Source organism: Vibrio sp. KUL78, from assembly GCF_059725505.1.
On sequence record NZ_AP045837.1, the window covers coordinates 903,603 to 921,383 of the forward strand.

Sequence of the window (17,781 nt, forward strand, 5' to 3'; positions counted from 1 at the left end):
GCAAACCTTGCATTAACTGTACAAAAATTAAGCTTTCAACAAGCTTAATCGACAAAAAAAGTCGAACCTTTTTTAAATATGCGCATCTTACTGATGCGCATTTCTTTTTCTGATATTATCCCAAGCAGTAGAAGATAACCCTTCCTATCTGGAGAGTAATAAAATTATGATGGAGCGAATTCGCGAAGGCGTGAATAGCATCGCGGTTAAAATTATCCTAGGACTCATTATTCTATCTTTTGTGTTTGCAGGTGTAGGCAGCTATATCGCAGGCGGTATTGGCAACACAGCTGCAAAAGTGGGTAATGTTGAGATCGGTCGTGGCGAGTTTGAGCAAGCGTATCAAAACGAGCGTAATCGTATGCAATCGCAAATGGGCGAGTACTTCTCGACTCTACTTGGCGATCCAAGCTATGTCGCTTCTTTCCGTAAATCTGTTCTGGACCGCATGATTGACGATGTCCTTCTTGAGCAACATGCAGAGTCTTTGGGTCTTCGTATTAGCGATGCTCAAATTCGTACAATGATGCTAGAAATGCCTCAGTTCCAAAACGACGGCAAGTTCGACCCAGAAATCTATCAAGCAACGCTTCGCCGTGCTGGCTTCAGCGCAGACAGCTTTGCTGAATACCTTCGCCGTGACCTAGTTCGTAACCAACTGCTAAGTGCACTGCAAGGCAGTGAGTTTACACTTCCGAGTGAAATTGAATCTCAAGGCAAGCTGTTAACTCAAACGCGTGATATCAAAACGCTGACTCTTTCTCTTGAAGAGTTTGCTAACAAAGCGACGATTACTGAAGAAGAGATTCAACAGTATTACGACGAAAACCCAGTTCAATTTACTCGCCCAGAGCAAGTAAAAGTGTCTTACATCGAGCTATCTGCGCAAGCGCTAAAAGACAGCGTTGAAGTCACCGATGCGGATGTGCAGCAGTACTACGATGAGCACTTAGACAAGTACTCAACGTCTGAACAGCGTGAAGTCAGCCATATCCTAGTTCAAGGTGACGACGAAGCGAAAGCTCAAGCTATTCTTGACGAGCTAAATGCGGGTGCCGATTTCGCGACAGTTGCGAAAGAGAAATCTGAAGACATTGGTAGCTCTGAAGAAGGTGGCTCTCTAGGCTGGATTGAGCGTGATGTCATGGACCCAGCATTTGAAGAAGCGGCATTTTCGCTTGCTAATGTTGGTGACCGCACGGGTCTAGTGAAATCTGACTTTGGCTACCACATCATCAAACTGGATGCGGTAAAAGCTTCTGAGTCTAAGCCTCTTGCTGAAGTGAAAGACGAAATCATCGCAGAACTGCGTGACCAGGTAGCGATTGATGAGTTCTACAGCCTTCAAAATGAGCTAGAGAAAGTTGCCTTTGAATACCCAGACTCTTTGGATGATGCAGCAAAAGCCGTAAACCAAAAAGTCGTCACAACGGACTTCATCTCTCAAGTTGACGCACCTGAGATCCTAAGATCGCCTGCCGTTATGCAAGCACTAGAGTCTCCTGAAGTGAAAGAAGATGGTCTTAACTCAGAGGCAATGGAAATCGCACCTGAGCACATCATTGTGGTTCGTGTGGACGACGTTCGTGATCAAACGGTTCTTCCTTTAGAAGAAGTGAAAGAACAGGTTGAAACACAGCTAGCGAAAGTAAAAGGCGAACAAGCGGCAATGGAGCTTGGTGTTCAACTGGTTAATGACCTAAAAGAAGGTAAGACAGATACTCTAGATGCAAATAGCCTAGTGTTTGGCGAGCTAGAGACGATCGACCGCAGCTCACCACTAGCGGGCACTGTATTTGCTATGTCTAAGCCTGAAGAAGGTGCAGCAACCTTTGCTCAAACTAAAGACATGCAAGGCAATATTGTGGTCGTAGAGCTGAGCAAAGTGGCGTCTGATTACGACAATGCTTACAATGAGCAAATTGGTGCACAAATGGCGCGTGAAGCCACTCAGAAAGATCTGACTTCAGTTATCGCGATTTTGCGCAGCAATACTGAGATCGAGTACTTCCTAGACGCTCAGTAACAGGCGAGCGGTAATGGCCGCATAGATGTGGTTGCGTTCACATAAGAATGTAACTGATAATCAAATAATAACGGACTGCTTCTGCAGTCCGTTATAGTTTCTGCTCCAATGACTTCCTCTCTCACACTTATCCCTTAACTTGGCTCACTCGAACACCAAAACAAATAGGGATTATCATGAAACTAATTACGTCAATCTGGCTTGCTATCGCTTTACTCGTCGCTCCTATAGGCTCTCTTTGGGCCTCTGAAGGTGATAAGTTAGAAGGGATAGAGATAACTGTGAATATCAACCAAGCGGAGCCAGAGGAGCTTGCAGAGCTTCTTAAAGGGATTGGAATCGATAAGGCACAAAAGATAGTTGATTATCGAGAAGCCAACGGTAAGTTCAAGTCTGCCGACGATCTCACTCAGGTGAAAGGTATTGGTGCTGCGACGGTCGAGAAGAATCGCGACCGTATTATTCTATAGCGGCTTCAGTTCGCTATATCGGAGATACACCTCATCTACGATAGTGGTAGTAAAGTGTAAGACCCAAGCCTGCCATCAATCCAATGGCATGTGCTTGGGTCGCCACATTGGCCTCTATTAGTGTTGCTGTGGCGACGGAGGCACCATAAATCGACTCCCAACTTACCTTAGCAACCCCACCTATGACGAGTAACCAACTGGATCGCCTTCCTTCTAAGGCTTCTTTCAACGCCCAGAAGGCGAAGACGGCATGCAGTACACCGGACAGGCCAAGATATTGACCTAAAGACGTCATCAACAGCCCTGTACCTATGATAGTCGCACTGGCTAAAACGACGGCGACTAGAGTGCGCCATCTAGGACGAAACAGGTAGCAAATAACCCAAAGACCGGCTAGGTTCATTGCAAGGTGTGCTAAGTTGGTGTGGGAGAAGTTTCCTGTTACTATCCGCCACCACTGGCCCGAATAGATGGCTAGTTTATTCCATTCAACCCACTCTTGAAGCGTGGGCAGTTGAAGCAAAGCGCAGAGAAAACTAAACAGCGATAGCCTTATGACGAAAGAAGTGTCCATGTCTCGTTATTGTCCAAAATGCCTCAAAGCAAAGCGGGCGTGTATATGTCAGTGGATAGAGCCCATCCACTGTGACACACAATTGATCATTTTGCAGCATACTAGCGAAGAAAAACGCCCCTTGGGCAGCGCTCGAATTCTGTCTCTGTCCCTTGGCAATGCCTCTTTATTTGTTGGTGAGGATTTCAGTCAACACACTGAGTTAAATGCCTTAATTGATGACAAAGATTATCGTACCGTTGTGCTTTACCCCGGTGAAGGAGCACTGCCGGCAGAGACTCTAGCTGATGATAGTGAGAGCAAGCCTCTTAGAGTGATATTACTGGACGGTACATGGAAAAAGGCATTTAAAATGTGGAAGCTGTCTACCAACCTACATTCATTGCCTTTGGTAAAGTTGGCCGATGATCTTATTGGTGATTACCGTATTCGCAAAGCACCGTCGAGCAATGCGCTATCGACCGTAGAGGCTGGGTTTCACTTACTTGAAACGATTGAGCCCAACATCGACTTTACACCCCTTGTTAATGCATTTAACGAGATGATTGGCTTTCAAATCAAAAACATGCCAGAAGGCGTTTTCGAACGAAACTATTGTGTTCAAAAACATTGCGCTCAAAAACATCGCGATAATAAATAAGGCGATAGAAAACTAGCTTGCAGCAAACAACTGTTGATGCATCTTTTGAGCATAGCCATCTGTCATTGCCGAGACATAATCGGCGATAACGCGCATACCATCGTCGTGTTGCCCGCACGCTTTTTTCCATAAGTTACACGTCGACTCCGGTAATAGTCGTTCTGGGTCAGCGCTGAATGCCTCAAACAAATCCATTATGATTTGCTGGCCTCTGTACTCGAATATTTGTACCCGTGGTACCTGAATCACATAGTCGCTGACGAACTGCTTAAGAACGTCAAGCACTGCAGCCATACCTTCCTCAAGGTATGCGTTGTATGCAAGCAGTGGGCTCTCGAATTGATTGTTAACGACGGCTCTTACTTCAATGCTGGTCAAAAGTGCGTTTACAATGCCGCCAATGGCATCTTTACGTTCATAGTGCTTACCAGAAAACAGCAGTTCAGAAATGGAGTCGATGTTCTCGGTTAACCAGTTGGGCTCTAGTTTCTTTAATGCCTCTGCAGCACTCAGTTGCCAACGCTCTTTATTGACGAGCTCAAGTACAATGGCATCTTCAAGATCGTGCACACCGTAGGCGATGTCATCAGCAAGCTCCATGATCGAACAATCAAGAGACTTAAATTGTGTCTTGCGGTGGCCATTTGTCGATGTTTTTCCAGGGCGCATGGTTTGAAACAGCGCTTTATCGGATGGCGTTAATGGTTGCAGTACCCAATCGAATTGAGCGTCATCTTTGTCGTAGATGCCTTTGGCTGGCGACCAGTCTTTGGCTTTAAGCTGACGCTGATGGGCAACAGGTTGAGGCAGTTTGTCAGAACACGTTTGACTGAGGGGGGCGGGGTACTTCAACAGGCCTAACAAGGTTCTCCTGGTTAAGTTCATCCCGTGTGATTCCGTATAGGGTTCGAGTTGAGTGACGATTCGGAATGTTTGTGCATTACCCTCAAAGCCACCGTACTCTCGCATCATGTAATTAAGCGCGACTTCCCCACCGTGCCCATAGGGAGGGTGGCCAATGTCATGCGCTAAACAGAGCGCTTCAATCAGGGCGTCACATGGTAACAATGCATCGAATTCGGGCTGTTTTTGTCGTAATTGCGCCACAATTCCTGAGCCAATTTGAGCCGCTTCAAGTGAGTGGGTAAGTCGAGTTCGATGAAAGTCATTCACCCCAGTGCCATGGACCTGGGTTTTAGCCTGCAGGCGACGAAACGCGGCTGAATGGAGGATTCTCGCCCTATCACGCTGGAATGGATCGCGGTGATCGTTTCTTCTCAGCTTGTGTTCATCACTGTGTCTTGCTTGCCAGACATCCAGTTGCTCAAGAGTGGCTGCACTTAGCAAGGGATTTTTGTGATTCATGCTCTCTCCTAAATGCTAGCTGATTTCATCCAACGATAATTCAAAGCTAGGAGCAAACGTATTCAGAAAGTAATCCATTTCTGGCGTTTTTCTCTCCTGTAAGGTCTGGTCCAAACGCTTTTTTGCTAGCGCGTATTCGTGGTTACCCGCGCTCAGCTCTTCAAGGCACTTAAGGTAAGCACAGATAGAATCCGCCTGCTTGACGATCTGAGTATCCTCTTCGTATGCGGCATCTGAAATCAGGAAAGGTCGAAAGTCTTCTTGGAACTCTTCAGGAAGAAGCGATAACAACTTTTGCTCGGCTGCCGCTTCTATCTTTTTGTATTCTTTCGCTATTTCAGGGTTGTAGTACTTAACCGGAGTAGGGAGGTCCCCAGTCAATACTTCACTCGTGTCATGATACATGGCTAAGATTGCAATACGCTCTGGATTGGTATTGCCGCCAAATTTCTTATTTTTGATGATGGCTAGCGCATGGGCGACGAAGGCAACTTGGAGGCTATGTTCTGAGATGTTTTCAGTAGAGACAGAGCGCATAAGTGGCCAACGCTGGATCAGCTTCATGCGAGCAAGGTGAGCGAAAAAATGACTTTCTTTCATACAGCGAATCCCCTTAATACGCGCCAGAGTGACAGTTTGGCGCGTATTAAGAATAGGCTTTATGGCTGAAATATGAAAGAGTTACTGGCTATAGGTAGACAGGAATTTTTCAAATCGACCGATGGCCATTTCAAGATCTTCCACATGAGGAAGTGTGACGATTCTGAAGTGATCCGGCTTCGGCCAGTTGAAGCCAGTCCCCTGAACCAACAGTACTTTTTCCTGTTTAAGGAAATCGAGCACCATTTTTTGGTCATCCTTGATGTTGTACATCTTGGTATCAATTTTCGGGAACAGGTACATCGCACCTTTAGGCTTCACACAAGAAATTCCCGGTATCTGTGTGATTAGATCATAGGCCTTATCACGCTGCTCAAGTAGGCGACCGCCAGGTAATATGAGTTCATTAATACTCTGATAACCACCAAGAGCAGTTTGAATGGCATGCTGCATAGGCACATTGGCGCATAAACGCATTGAAGCAAGCATCTCTAGACCTGCAATATAGCCCGTGGCGTACTCTTTAGGGCCGGTCATGAACATCCAACCGCCGCGGAACCCACACACACGGTACGATTTCGAAAGACCATTAAAGGTCACAACCAGCACATCTTCCGTCAAGGTCGCGACTGAGGTGTGCGTTGCTCCGTCGTAGAGCACCTTATCGTAGATCTCATCGGCAAAAATGATCAGCTTATGTTGGCGAGCAATCTCAATCACTTCGAGCAGAAAGTCGCGACTGTATACTGCGCCCGTTGGATTGTTCGGGTTGATAAGCACGATGCCACGTGTTTTCGGTGTGATTTTCTTCTTGATGTCATCTAGGTCTGGATACCAATCTGCTTCTTCATCACACAGGTAGTGAACCGGGTTACCGCCAGACAAGGATACCGCTGCCGTCCAAAGTGGATAATCAGGAGCGGGAACTAACATTTCATCCCCGTTGTTTAACAGTGCTTGCATCGCCATTACAATAAGCTCAGATACACCATTACCGATGTAAACATCTTCGACGTCTAGACTGCGAATGCCTTTGCGTTGGTAATGTTGAACTACCGCTTTTCGAGCGGAGTATATACCTTTGGAATCGCAATAACCTTGAGAAGTCGGTAGGTTTCTGATGACATCGACTAAAATTTCATCAGGGGCGTCAAAACCAAATGGGGCGGGATTACCGATATTGAGTTTCAGTATTTTATGTCCCTCTTCCTCCATGCGTTTAGCATGTTTGAGTACAGGTCCCCTAATGTCGTAGCAGACATTATCGAGTTTTGACGACATCCCGATATTTTTCATTGTTATATTCCTAAAAATTCGATAATTTCTTTACTAAATTACACCAAATTGGCATTTGAAAGAATATAAATCTGCTAAAAGTGGAAAATAAAGAGACGGTATGAATAGGGTTGTACTGAGCAGGTTAACATTGCGAGCAATAAAACAGCTTGTTGCTTGATCTATGCGTTTGGTAGAAATAGAGTATTTCGTGTATATAGAAACAAATTTTAAGGTTATGAGGTTGATTTGTCTCAGTTAACAACGGCTATCGCTCAGCTTATCAGCAAGCTCGAACAGGCACCACAAGGTTGCAAGCGCATTGAGCAAGAAATACAGGGTCATCCGAAGTTTCATTGCATTGATTGGCTAGAAGCTCAACCTCACTTTCCAAAATTCTATTGGCAGTCACGTGATACGCGTGAAGAGGTCGTCGCGCTGGGTCAGTTGCACACTTTCTCAGAAGCGTCCCCTGCCTACGCCATTCTCGCGGATAACCAACGCGTTTGGGGTGGTCGCTCATTTGATGGGCACACCGATAAAAACAGGCGTTGTATGTCGGCTTTCTTCTTTCTTCCTCAAATCGAGTTAATCCGTTTTGACACCTCTTGGCGCATCGCAGTCAACATCAGTATGAGCGTCGATAAGGCGATCGGTGCGCTCAAGCAATTGATGGCGGACGTGACAGAGCTGCCACCCCTGGCAACCTCTATTGTTGGCATGACACATACACCAAACGAGCAGCAGTGGCATGACCTGGTCGATGATGTGTTAACGGGGATTGAAGAAGACAGATTCAAAAAAGTGGTGTTAGCGCGCAAAACCACGATTGACATCAAAGACCCTATTTCACCGGCACAGCTTCTCAAAGCAAGTTATCGTGAAAACCACCATAGCTTTCACTTTCTCATGGCGTTATCAAAGGAACTTGCGTTTGTAGGCTCCACACCGGAGCGTTTATATCGCCGCGTTGGTCAGCAACTTGAGACTGAAGCGCTAGCGGGGACCATCGGTCGTGGCGACAATGCCGCGCAAGATATGGAGCTTGCCAATTGGTTGACCCAAGATCTTAAGAACATCAATGAGAACCAATATGTGGTTGATGACATCTTGCAGAGCCTTGCCCCACACTCGAGTGAGGTGCATCTAGAGAGAAAACTGCGTCTAGTTCGTCTGCGTAAAGTGCAACACCTTAAACGCAATATCGTCGCTCAGCTTAGTAAGGGCATCAATGCGGTTCAGCTTCTGCAAGCTCTGCAACCAACGGCCGCAGTAGCGGGCTTGCCGCGTAGCGAAGCACTGGCCTATATCCAAGAGAATGAACCCTTTGCACGTGGTTGGTATGCCGGTTCCGTCGGCTATTTAAGCCATGAAAAAGCAGAGTTTTGCGTCGCGATTCGCAGTGCGCTGCTGATGAAAGATGAAGTTCAGCTCTTTGCGGGCGCTGGCATTGTTCCGGGGTCCGTTGCGGCTCATGAATGGCAAGAGCTCGATAAGAAGATGTCTACTTTATTGAGCCTTATTTCAGACAATCCATCGCTGGGAGTCGCATCATGAGTCTCAACCAGGCGGCTTTGAATCGGGTTTGGACTCAAGTTTTAATAGAAGAATGCTATCGACAAGGTGTAAGACACATCTGCATCGCGCCAGGTTCACGCTCTACGCCGCTCACGCTTGAAGCGGTCGCTCATCCTGATATGACTGTGCATACTCATTTTGACGAGAGAGGTTTAGGTTTTTTGGCGCTGGGGCTAGCCAAATCGACGCACACTCCGGTTGCGGTTATCGTGACTTCGGGAACCGCTGTAGCGAACTTGTTGCCTGCGGTCGCGGAATCAAAGCTCACCAAAGAGCCGCTGGTTCTGCTTACGTCAGATAGACCCGTTGAGCTGGTTGGTTGCGGCGCCAATCAAGCTATCGAGCAATCGGGGATCTTTTCTAAGCATGTCACTCATGCGCTTAATTTACCTTCCCCAAGTACGCAAGTCCCTCTTCCATGGCTTTTGACCTCCGTGGATCACGCGTTTGCAGAGCAAAAGCAGAAAGGCTCGAGCATTCATATTAATTGTCCCTTCCCAGAGCCTTTGTATGGCGGAGAGGACAAATCAGCATTTAATGACTATTTATCGGCAATTGATGCCTGGTTGAATAGTGAACAGTGTTACGTAACCTATTCAGAACCATCACCTAGCAGAGTCGATGTGGAAGACATTACGGCGCTTAATCTTGGTTCATACAAAGGAACCATCATAGTCGGCAATGTCACCTTGGAGGACGCTGAAAAAGCCAAAGCCTTGGGCGTGCTGTTGGGATGGCCTGTGTTGTTCGACCCGCAGTCAGGTACTCATGATAAATGGCAGTGCTACGATATGTGGCTTCAAAACGCAAAGCTTAGCCAAAAACTGAGCGAAACTGACTTGATCGTTCAATTTGGGTCTAGGTTGGTATCGAAGCGTCTTTTGGCTTGGGTTGATAGGCAAGTGTCGGAGTGTTGCGGTTACTTGGTTGTGTTGCCTTATCTCGATAGGCTGAATCCTAGCCATTTGAGGGTGAGCTTTATTCATGCGGATATCCAAAGCTGGTTAGAGTCTGCGTTGAGTGTGATTTCCAATAGTAGCTACAAGGGGTGGGCGGATGTGCTTTCTTCCGCATCTCATAGTGTATTGGAGAACGTACCTCAGCGACCCCACATAACTGAGTTTGATGTTGCGAGAACAATAGAGCAATTACCGCAAGATACCGCATTGTTTATCGGCAACAGCCTAATTGTTAGGCTGGTGGATATGGTGACAGGTGTTCCATCGATCGAGACATATACCAATCGAGGGGCTTCCGGTATTGACGGTCTTGTCGCAACGGCGGCTGGGGTTCAGCGTGGTACCCAAAGCCCGTTGGTGCTTTATATCGGTGACACATCGCTGCTTTACGATCTTAATTCGCTCGCCCTGTTTTCTCATGTCAGTACGCCATCGATCATTGTGGTGACTAACAATGATGGTGGTGCGATATTTGACATTTTGCCAGCACCCACAGAGCACAAACAGCAGTGCTATCAAATGCCTCATGGCTATCGATTTGAACACGCAGCAAAGCAGTTTGGATTGCAATATGCGGCGCCAACATCTTCAACTGAACTTAGCCAAGCATTGTCGACTCACCTTGAAAAGGGCATTGGTACGCTTTTGTTAGAAGTAACCACAGATCCTCACGAAGTGAGCACTCTTATACGTGAACTGAGCCAATCGGTGGCGCAGTAACATGCTAGCAAGTCATTTTTCCCCAGCGAAGTCTGAAGGAAGCACGCAACTTCTGGTGTTTATACATGGCTTTCTGGGAGCGGGGGATGACTGGTTAGACGTATCTAAAGCACTTCCTGATTACTCTCGCTTGATGATTGACCTTCCAGGGCATGGGAAAAGTTGTGTCATCAAAGGTGAAAGTTTTGACCAAGTTTGCAAAATGATTTGTGCGACAATACTAAACTGTATTGAAGCACAAAAACTTGGCACTACAGTGTCGGTATCTTTGGTCGGTTATTCGCTGGGAGCGCGTTTGGCGATGTACCTAATGAGCGATTTTCGTTCGAACTCTGATGACTTTAACTCGTTAAATATTAATGGATTAGTTATTGAAGGTGGCAATTTTGGATTAGAAACGGAGAGCCTTCGCACAGCTCGCTTAGATAACGATAGTCAATGGGCTGAGCGCTTTCGAAATGAAGAGATTGCAGCAGTTTTGACCGACTGGTATCGACAGCCGGTGTTTTCCTCACTAAATCATGAGCAAAGACAACTTTTGATTGCCAAGCGTAGTGTTAACCTTGGGAGTGCATTAAGTGACATGCTGCTAGCAACCTCCCTAGCTAAACAGCCTTACTTGCTACCTCAAGTGCAGGCCTTGTCGTTTAATCAAGGCAGAGTCCCGCTGTATGTCTGCGGGGCGCTTGACCACAAATTTACTGAGCTTGCAAAAGAGAGCAATCTCCAAACCGAGGTGATTGCGAATGCGGGCCACAATGTACATAAAGAGCAGCCTGAAGCTTTTGCTTCAAAGCTGCGTAACTATCTAGAACAAAAGAGCTTAGGCTTAATAAAATAATTGGAATAGATCATGGCTAAAACCGTTGGATTAACAGAAGAAGAGCTTTACGCACCCGTAGATTGGGCCGATGTAACAGGTGATTTTGAAGAGATCAAATATCACAAATCTAAAGATGGCATTGCAAAAATCACAATCGCTCGCCCGCAAGTACACAATGCGTTTACGCCAAGAACTGTCAATGAAATGATTAAGGCGTTGGCAGATGCACGCTATGACGAAGGCGTGGGCGTTATCATTCTTACTGGTCTTGGTGAGAAGGCGTTCTGCTCAGGTGGTGATCAAAGCGTTCGTGGTGACTACGGCGGTTACCAAGATGATTCAGGTACTCACCACCTCAACGTTTTGGACTTCCAACGTCAAATCCGTACCTGTCCTAAGCCTGTGATTGCATCCGTAGCGGGTTGGGCTGTTGGTGGCGGTCACGTTCTGCACATGATGTGCGATCTCACTATCGCAGCAGAGAATGCTCAGTTTGGTCAAACTGGCCCTAAAGTAGGCTCGTTTGATGGCGGCTGGGGCGCGTCGTATATGGCTCGTATTGTAGGTCAGAAGAAAGCTCGTGAAATTTGGTTCCTATGCCGTTTCTATGATGCGCAAGAAGCTGTCGATATGGGGCTAGTCAACACAGTTGTGCCTCTCGAGGACCTAGAAAAAGAGACAGTGCGTTGGTGTCGTGAAGTGCTGCAACACAGCCCTATGGCGCTGCGCTGCCTGAAAGCTGCGCTCAACGCAGACTGTGATGGCCAAGCAGGTCTTCAGGAGTTGGCGGGTAATGCGACCATGATGTTCTATATGACCGAAGAGGGTCAAGAGGGTCGTAATGCTTTCAATGAGAAGCGTCGCCCAGACTTCGATAAGTTCCCAAGAAACCCGTAATTAAGTGCTTGCAGCACTCTCATTGTGCTGCAAACCAAGGTGACATTTTGCAACATTTTTGAGCAACAATTGTTTGGAACTCTTAATGCAAAATCGAGCCTAAATACGGTGTATTGTTCACTGCCACACATTTAGATCTGTGGTAGTGATAACTTCTTATGAAGTGGGAAACAAACATGAGACAAGCAAAACTCTACCGCTACAGTCTGCCTATGGACAGTGGTGTTATTCTTCGCGATCAAAAACTTACCAACCGAGAGGGCTGGATTGTCGAGCTTTGCGACAGCGGCAAAACGGCGTTGGGAGAAATCGCGCCTCTTCCTGGATTTAGTCAAGAATCATTAGAAATGGCTGGCATGCAAGCTCAAGAGCAGCTTGAGCTGTGGGTCAATCATCAACAGATCAATATCGAACAATGTGTACCGTCAGTTGCGTTCGGTCTGTCGGCTGCATTGTTGGAACTCGAAGGCAGCCTACCTAGCGAAGGTAACTATCGTGCTGCGCCGCTATGCAGCGGCGATCCTGACGAGCTCATTCCAATTCTCAACAACATGCAAGGCAAGAAAGTCGCTAAGATCAAAGTCGGCTTGTACGAAGCGATTCGTGACGGAATGATTGTTAGCCTGTTCCTAGAGTCGATTCCAGATCTAACCCTAAGGCTTGATGCCAATCGAGCTTGGACTTTGGATAAAGCCAAGCAGTTCGCTAAATACATATCACCGTCTCTAAGGCAGCGTATCGCGTTTATTGAAGAGCCTTGCCAGAGCCCAGGAGACAGTGTTTCCTTCGCCATTGATACGGGTATCGCCATTGCTTGGGATGAAACCCTTCAGGCAGCCGTACGTGAGCCAGATTTTTCCGTAAAACATCTGACCGGTGTTAAAGCTCTGATCATCAAACCAACCTTGGTTGGTAGCGTGCAAAAGTGTATTCGTTTGATTGAAGAAGCCAACAGCCATGCCATCAAAGTTGTGATTAGCTCAAGTCTTGAGTCGAGCGTTGGGTTGGGTCAATTGGCTCGGCTGTCACATTGGCAAGTGCCTGATGAAACGCCCGGTCTAGATACCATGCAATTGTTTGGTGCTCAACTTGAAACGCCTTGGCCGGGATGTTTATTGCCAGTCAAAACCTTGTCTGAGCAAACTTTATATTGGCAATCTCATGGGCATGCGACGGCTTAATGTCTAACACGACCTTTGTGAATCTCTGCGAGAGGTGGGCGCGGTATGCGCCCAATAAGATTGCCATTACCACCGCTACTGAATCCATTACTTGGCTCGAGCTTGCAAAACGAATCGATGGACTGGTGTCGACACTTCGATATCAAAATGTCCACGTGGGTAAGGTAGTCTGCCTTTCTGGACGTTCAGAACTTAGCCTAGTCCTAAGATACCTTGCTTGCTTGCAGCATGGCGCCGTGCCTGCACTCGTCGCCAATCAACCACTGGAACAGCTAACCGCTAAGTTTGACACTCTGTATCCGCCGACAGAAAGTGCCTGTGTTTGGGGTGGAATTGACAGCTCTTCAAACGCCGATGAATACTCGCTGCATAGCATTGACAGAGATGAAGCGCAGCAAAGCCCTTTGCTAGGTTCAGCTAAAGATCTTCCACCTGGTTCACCGATCGCATCTATCGTCTTTACGTCCGGCTCGACAGGCCAGCCAAAAGCCGTTGTACATTCAGCTAACCACCATGTCGCCTCAGCAGAGGGGCTATTGGAGAAGTTCCAATATTCGAGTAGCGATACCTGGCTGCTCAGCCTGCCTATGTTCCATGTTTCGGGATTAGCTATCGTTTGGCGCTGGCTCGTCACTGGTGGTGGGCTGCGTATTGCGTCAGGCGACTTTGCTAGTGATATTGCTAAGGTGACGCATGCCTCATTGGTATCTACTCAACTAAAGCGTATCGTCGATAACGGATGGGTTACCAGACTAAAGCGTGTGCTGCTTGGAGGCAGTCACATCCCGCACGAACTGATTAAACAAGCGCAATTGCAAGGTATCGAAGCATGGATGGGGTACGGCATGACAGAGACCGCTTCGACGGTAACGGCAAAGCGAGTCGATAGTCACCCATCTTCAGGCTACTTGCTGCCAAGACGTGTGATTAAGGTGGAGAGTGAGCGTATCTATGTGGCGGGGGATACCTTAGCCGCGGGCTATTACGTCCAAGGAGCGCTTCGCCAACTAGAGTTAGTGGATGGATGGTTTGATACTCAGGACTTGGGACGTTGGAATGAGCAAGGCGAGCTCGTTGTGGTTGGGCGTGCTGATAACCTGTTTATCTCTGGTGGCGAAAATGTTCACTGTGAGGAGGTGGAAGCAGCGCTCAATCAATTGAGTGATATTTCCCAAAGCATCGTTGTTCCCGTGGAGGACACGGAGTTTGGAACTCGTTGTATTGCTGTAGTCCAGTCTGACAGTTTACCAACGGTGGTCGCAATGAATGACATTTTGCGACCTCATTTACCTAAGTTCAAGCATCCAATTGGCTATGTTCAGATGCCGGAACATCTGCTTTCATCGGGGATTAAGGTCTCCAGAAAAGCAGTGAAGACCTGGTTAAGGTCTGCTCAGTCGGATTTTATTGTTATTTCATAGTCCAAATCGGAATTTTCATTCCTGACAGCGCTCACCATAATAACCCCACTAGAGTTGAGTGGGCGTAGGGAATGAACAAGCTTTTAATTGTCGCAATTGGATTGCAAATAGGGTTAGCGTTGACATCTGATGGACTGATACAAGCATTAGCCGAATTGACAGCGTTTGTTTTGACGGTGTCACTATACCTTAACTATAAGAAAGCCAACGCTGACTCGGTGTCGCCTAGTAAGAAACTAGAGCCAAATAACAAAGCACAACCTAATAACAATCCACAAATAGAGCATTGCGATCCTTAACGCGACGGCTTTAAGCCATCAACAACCAGCTAAGTGATGATACTGAAATCAGCAACCAAAGCGTTACACCAAACAGCATAGGTTTGCTGCCAGCCTGTTTTAACCTTTCAATTGAAATACTGCTACCAATCAAGAATAAACACACCACCAGTAACTTTTTAGACACTGCAAAAATGCTTTGATAAGCAACCTCGAACTGCGGTAAGTAATCACTTACCAAGATCGCAACACAGTAGAAAAGAATGAAGTAGGGAATGGTGATCTTTTTGCTCTTGCTTCTAAACAGCAGTGCGCTAACTAACGCGACAGGAATAATCCATAGTGCGCGAGCAAGCTTGAGCGTGGTTGCCGTTGTGAGCGCTTCCTCACCGTAGGCGGACGCCGCACCAACCACAGAAGACGTATCATGGATAGCGATTGCTGCCCAAGTCCCAAAAGTGTGCTGATCGAGCGCTAAAGCGTGTCCAATTACTGGGAAAACAAAGAGCGCGACAGAATTGAGAACGAACACGGTCGCCAGTGCGATAGCGATCTTTTCATCGTCGGCATCGATGGCGGGTGCGACTGCAGCAATTGCACTACCACCACAAATAGCCGTGCCTGATGAAATCAGATAACCCGTATGTTTGTCCAATCCCATTCTTTTAGCAAGAAACCAACCGATAACTAAGGTACCAATGATGGTGGCTATGATGATGCCGATACCATCGCTTGTTGCCTGCATTGCTTGATCTAAATGTATGCCAAAACCCAGACCCACAATGGAGTAGGCAAGTAGTTTTTTTGTGTACTTAGCGATAGGCAGTGTGTGGCACCAGGCTGAAGGTGGTGAGTAGAAAACCTAGAATCAATGCCAAAGGTGAGCTTATCCACGGCGTGAGGCACGCAATTAACGCAAGGAAGAACAGAGGATAGGAACGCACAAGGGATAACATTAAGTACCTTACTAAAAAAGACATTGAGAGCTAAGACCAGCTTAGTTGTGGATTGTATCGAGGGACAAGGGTCAGTAAAACACAGTTAAATTTAACGGGCGTTTAGTTTTTCTTAACGCCCGTTAAAATGAAAGCGAGTCTTAGCGATAATCACCGCGAAGTTGGGCGACTTTATCAAACATCGCCTGACTGGTGGCGTTTTCTGGCTGAACTGGATCGCCTGCTTCGAGTTCGAGTTTTGCTCTAAATCGATTAGGGAAACCTTTACAAGCACGGCCTTTGTGGCGACTGAAGTAGCTACCCCAGAGCCCTTTTAGTGCCATTGGGATAACAGGTACCGGTGAACGCTTAAGCACAAGATCAATACCGCGCATAAATTCATTCATTTCACCATCTGCTGTGAGACGTCCTTCAGGGAAGATGCAGACGATTTCGCCTTCAGCAAGCGCTTGTTCAATCTCGCCAAATGCGCGACGAATAGAGCCTTTGCGCTTGGCTGAAATAGGGATGACACCAGCGCGCTTGAGGAAGCGACGAACAGGCTTATAGTTGGCGTAATCTTCTTCCATAACAAAGCGAATTAACCGCGGGCTTGCTGCACTCATAACTAACGCATCCATGTAACTTACATGATTACAGACGATCAATGCGCCGCCTTTTTCAGGCAGGTGATGCAAGTTCTTATGCGAGATGCGGTACATGATGGTCGTCAAAATCCAGATCAGGAAGCGAACCACAAAGATAGGTGCTTGCAAGAATAGATAGGTCGCCATCAAGAAGTTAAGTGCAGAAAGAACTATGAACAGTTCAACAATGGTGAGTTCAAGTATCGATAGTCCGACAATGCCCAGCACGGCACTGCCTACCATAAACAATGAGTTGTATATGTTAAGCGCAGCAATGACTCGAGCACGTTCGTTTGGTTTCGCTTCTTGCTGCATCAAGGCGTACAGAGGAACAATAAACAAACCGCCCGAAGCACCTAATGCGAGAAGGTAACCAAATACAGGCCAAAGCGCGGAGTAGGAAATAAACTCGCTAAACGACTCAAATTGCGGAAGCGCTTCTGGCACGGAGAAAGCCATAAGCGCGCCAAAAATAGTAATGCCGATACTGCCAATAGGTACGATGCCGACATCAATGCGGTTTTTCGACATTTTGTCACACAGCATAGAGCCGAGCGCGATACCGACAGAGAAGAGAGCCAGGAGGAAAGAAACCGCAGCTTCATTACCCATCAAATGGATCTTGGTAAAGTTCGGGAACTGGGTTAGGTAAGCCGCGCCCAGAAACCAAAACCAGCTGATTGCCATAATGCTCTGGAACACCACCCGATCTTGGTGCGCGATCTTAAGGGTTTGCTTGGTTTGTTTTACTGGCTGCCAGCGAAACTTCAATTCAGGATCGGCTGCAGGCGCTTCTGGAATTGAGCGGCTAGAAATATAACCTGCGATAGCAAATAAGATCACGCTTCCGGCTGCCACGTATTTGGCATGTTCAGCTGAAGCAATTATCCCCGCCCCCAAGGTACCGAGTAAGATAGCGAGAAAGGTACCGGTTTCTACTAGAGCATTACCAGACAATAACTCATTGGGTTTTAGCTGCTGAGGGAGTAGAGCGTACTTAACTGGACCGAAGAAAGCGGACTGGGTTCCCATCAAAAATAGGAGTAGCAGCAAAATGCCATAGCTTTCAGTGACAAAGCCAATTGCGCCCAGGCACATGATGCCGATCTCAGCGAGTTTTACTTTGCGAATAAACCACGACTTTTCGTATTTATCGGCTAGCACCCCAGCTGATGCAGAAAATAGGAAAAACGGGAGAATAAACAAACCTGCGGCGAGGTTGATAAACAAGTTGCTTGAGATAGGCAGAACTTGCGGGCCAGCAAACGCAACAAACAGAAGTAGTACGTTTTTAAAAATGTTGTCGTTGAATGCGCCGAAAAACTGGGTAACAAAGTAGGGCATAAAGCGCCTTTCAGAGAGCAAAGACGCGGTTTTGGTGTTGGGCATTAC

At 47.1% G+C, this 17,781-nt stretch carries 15 protein-coding genes and 1 pseudogene; 10 read left to right on the forward strand and 6 right to left on the reverse strand.

What is annotated here, in order from left to right; genetic code table 11:
* Nucleotides 1-166: 166 nt before the first annotated feature.
* Nucleotides 167-2,026: a peptidylprolyl isomerase gene (gene ppiD, locus AC6I8Y_RS04500; protein WP_252013738.1), complete on the forward strand. Its 1,860-nt coding sequence runs from the start codon at nt 167-169 to the stop codon at nt 2,024-2,026.
* 176 nt (nt 2,027-2,202) lie between these two features.
* Entirely contained in the window at nt 2,203-2,496 is a 294-nt protein-coding gene (locus AC6I8Y_RS04505; protein ID WP_252013739.1) for a ComEA family DNA-binding protein, read from the forward strand.
* Between the two features lie 31 nt (nt 2,497-2,527).
* Here AC6I8Y_RS04505 and rrtA read toward each other — a convergent pair whose 3' ends face one another.
* Nucleotides 2,528-3,070: a rhombosortase gene (gene rrtA / locus AC6I8Y_RS04510; protein ID WP_498020852.1), complete on the reverse strand. Its 543-nt coding sequence runs from the start codon at nt 3,068-3,070 to the stop codon at nt 2,528-2,530.
* Here rrtA and AC6I8Y_RS04515 point away from each other — a divergent pair.
* A complete protein-coding gene (locus tag AC6I8Y_RS04515) occupies nt 3,069-3,710 on the forward strand; it encodes a tRNA-uridine aminocarboxypropyltransferase (protein WP_498020853.1) in 642 nt (213 codons plus the stop codon). The two genes, rrtA and AC6I8Y_RS04515, sit on opposite strands and share 2 nt — an antisense overlap.
* A 12-nt stretch (nt 3,711-3,722) precedes the next feature.
* On the opposite strand, the gene AC6I8Y_RS04520 is transcribed toward AC6I8Y_RS04515, so the two are convergent.
* From AC6I8Y_RS04520 to AC6I8Y_RS04530, 3 genes are all read right to left on the reverse strand, one after another.
* The gene (locus AC6I8Y_RS04520; protein WP_498020854.1) at nt 3,723-5,075 is read right to left on the reverse strand and encodes an anti-phage deoxyguanosine triphosphatase; all 1,353 of its coding nucleotides are present in this window, start codon (nt 5,073-5,075) and stop codon (nt 3,723-3,725) included.
* A gap of 15 nt (nt 5,076-5,090) precedes the next feature.
* Nucleotides 5,091-5,675: a 5'-deoxynucleotidase gene (gene yfbR, locus AC6I8Y_RS04525; RefSeq protein WP_234494277.1), complete on the reverse strand. Its 585-nt coding sequence runs from the start codon at nt 5,673-5,675 to the stop codon at nt 5,091-5,093.
* Nucleotides 5,676-5,756: 81 nt separating this feature from the next.
* A complete protein-coding gene (locus tag AC6I8Y_RS04530; protein WP_234494276.1) occupies nt 5,757-6,971 on the reverse strand; it encodes a pyridoxal phosphate-dependent aminotransferase in 1,215 nt (404 codons plus the stop codon).
* Nucleotides 6,972-7,199: 228 nt separating this feature from the next.
* Here AC6I8Y_RS04530 and AC6I8Y_RS04535 point away from each other — a divergent pair, with 228 nt between their 5' ends.
* The 7 genes from AC6I8Y_RS04535 (at nt 7,200) to AC6I8Y_RS04565 (ending at nt 14,828) form a co-directional block, all read left to right on the forward strand.
* Complete coding sequence (locus AC6I8Y_RS04535; protein ID WP_498020855.1) at nt 7,200-8,507, forward strand: isochorismate synthase; 1,308 nt, start codon at nt 7,200-7,202, stop codon at nt 8,505-8,507.
* On the forward strand, nt 8,504-10,207 hold the full coding sequence (gene menD / locus AC6I8Y_RS04540; protein ID WP_498020856.1) for a 2-succinyl-5-enolpyruvyl-6-hydroxy-3-cyclohexene-1-carboxylic-acid synthase: 1,704 nt from the start codon (nt 8,504-8,506) through the stop codon (nt 10,205-10,207). Before AC6I8Y_RS04535 ends, menD begins: the two co-directional genes overlap by 4 nt.
* A gap of 1 nt (nt 10,208) precedes the next feature.
* Nucleotides 10,209-11,048 carry a 2-succinyl-6-hydroxy-2,4-cyclohexadiene-1-carboxylate synthase gene (gene menH / locus AC6I8Y_RS04545; protein WP_498020857.1) on the forward strand — a complete coding sequence of 280 codons (840 nt, stop codon included), beginning with the start codon at nt 10,209-10,211 and terminating at the stop codon, nt 11,046-11,048.
* 12 nt (nt 11,049-11,060) lie between these two features.
* The gene (gene menB / locus AC6I8Y_RS04550; protein WP_128649945.1) at nt 11,061-11,927 is read left to right on the forward strand and encodes a 1,4-dihydroxy-2-naphthoyl-CoA synthase; all 867 of its coding nucleotides are present in this window, start codon (nt 11,061-11,063) and stop codon (nt 11,925-11,927) included.
* 176 nt (nt 11,928-12,103) lie between these two features.
* Nucleotides 12,104-13,108, forward strand: a complete 1,005-nt coding sequence (menC, locus tag AC6I8Y_RS04555; RefSeq protein ID WP_252013747.1) for an o-succinylbenzoate synthase — start codon at nt 12,104-12,106, stop codon at nt 13,106-13,108.
* Nucleotides 13,108-14,529 (forward strand): o-succinylbenzoate--CoA ligase, encoded by a 1,422-nt coding sequence (gene menE, locus AC6I8Y_RS04560; RefSeq protein ID WP_498020858.1) that lies wholly within the window; start codon nt 13,108-13,110, stop codon nt 14,527-14,529. Before menC ends, menE begins: the two co-directional genes overlap by 1 nt.
* Nucleotides 14,530-14,600: 71 nt before the next feature.
* A complete protein-coding gene (locus AC6I8Y_RS04565; RefSeq protein ID WP_394152507.1) occupies nt 14,601-14,828 on the forward strand; it encodes a hypothetical protein in 228 nt (75 codons plus the stop codon).
* Nucleotides 14,829-14,838: 10 nt separating this feature from the next.
* On the opposite strand, the pseudogene AC6I8Y_RS04570 reads toward AC6I8Y_RS04565, so the two are convergent.
* Together AC6I8Y_RS04570 and AC6I8Y_RS04575 are read right to left on the reverse strand one after the other, a co-directional pair.
* Nucleotides 14,839-15,763: pseudogene (locus AC6I8Y_RS04570) on the reverse strand (YeiH family protein).
* A gap of 140 nt (nt 15,764-15,903) precedes the next feature.
* Nucleotides 15,904-17,778 (reverse strand): MFS transporter, encoded by a 1,875-nt coding sequence (locus AC6I8Y_RS04575; protein WP_498020859.1) that lies wholly within the window; start codon nt 17,776-17,778, stop codon nt 15,904-15,906.
* Nucleotides 17,779-17,781: the final 3 nt, after the last annotated feature.

Coding starts and splice junctions, on each gene's coding strand:
- AC6I8Y_RS04575 (WP_498020859.1), bottom strand. CDS start 17,778: ATGCCCAACACCAAAACCGCGTCTTTGCTCTCTGAAAGGCGCTTTATG.
- AC6I8Y_RS04515 (WP_498020853.1), top strand. CDS start 3,069: ATGTCTCGTTATTGTCCAAAATGCCTCAAAGCAAAGCGGGCGTGTATA.
- menB (WP_128649945.1), top strand. CDS start 11,061: ATGGCTAAAACCGTTGGATTAACAGAAGAAGAGCTTTACGCACCCGTA.
- menE (WP_498020858.1), top strand. CDS start 13,108: ATGTCTAACACGACCTTTGTGAATCTCTGCGAGAGGTGGGCGCGGTAT.
- yfbR (WP_234494277.1), bottom strand. CDS start 5,675: ATGAAAGAAAGTCATTTTTTCGCTCACCTTGCTCGCATGAAGCTGATC.
- rrtA (WP_498020852.1), bottom strand. CDS start 3,070: ATGGACACTTCTTTCGTCATAAGGCTATCGCTGTTTAGTTTTCTCTGC.
- AC6I8Y_RS04565 (WP_394152507.1), top strand. CDS start 14,601: ATGAACAAGCTTTTAATTGTCGCAATTGGATTGCAAATAGGGTTAGCG.
- menH (WP_498020857.1), top strand. CDS start 10,209: ATGCTAGCAAGTCATTTTTCCCCAGCGAAGTCTGAAGGAAGCACGCAA.
- menD (WP_498020856.1), top strand. CDS start 8,504: ATGAGTCTCAACCAGGCGGCTTTGAATCGGGTTTGGACTCAAGTTTTA.
- AC6I8Y_RS04530 (WP_234494276.1), bottom strand. CDS start 6,971: ATGAAAAATATCGGGATGTCGTCAAAACTCGATAATGTCTGCTACGAC.
- AC6I8Y_RS04520 (WP_498020854.1), bottom strand. CDS start 5,075: ATGAATCACAAAAATCCCTTGCTAAGTGCAGCCACTCTTGAGCAACTG.
- menC (WP_252013747.1), top strand. CDS start 12,104: ATGAGACAAGCAAAACTCTACCGCTACAGTCTGCCTATGGACAGTGGT.
- ppiD (WP_252013738.1), top strand. CDS start 167: ATGATGGAGCGAATTCGCGAAGGCGTGAATAGCATCGCGGTTAAAATT.
- AC6I8Y_RS04505 (WP_252013739.1), top strand. CDS start 2,203: ATGAAACTAATTACGTCAATCTGGCTTGCTATCGCTTTACTCGTCGCT.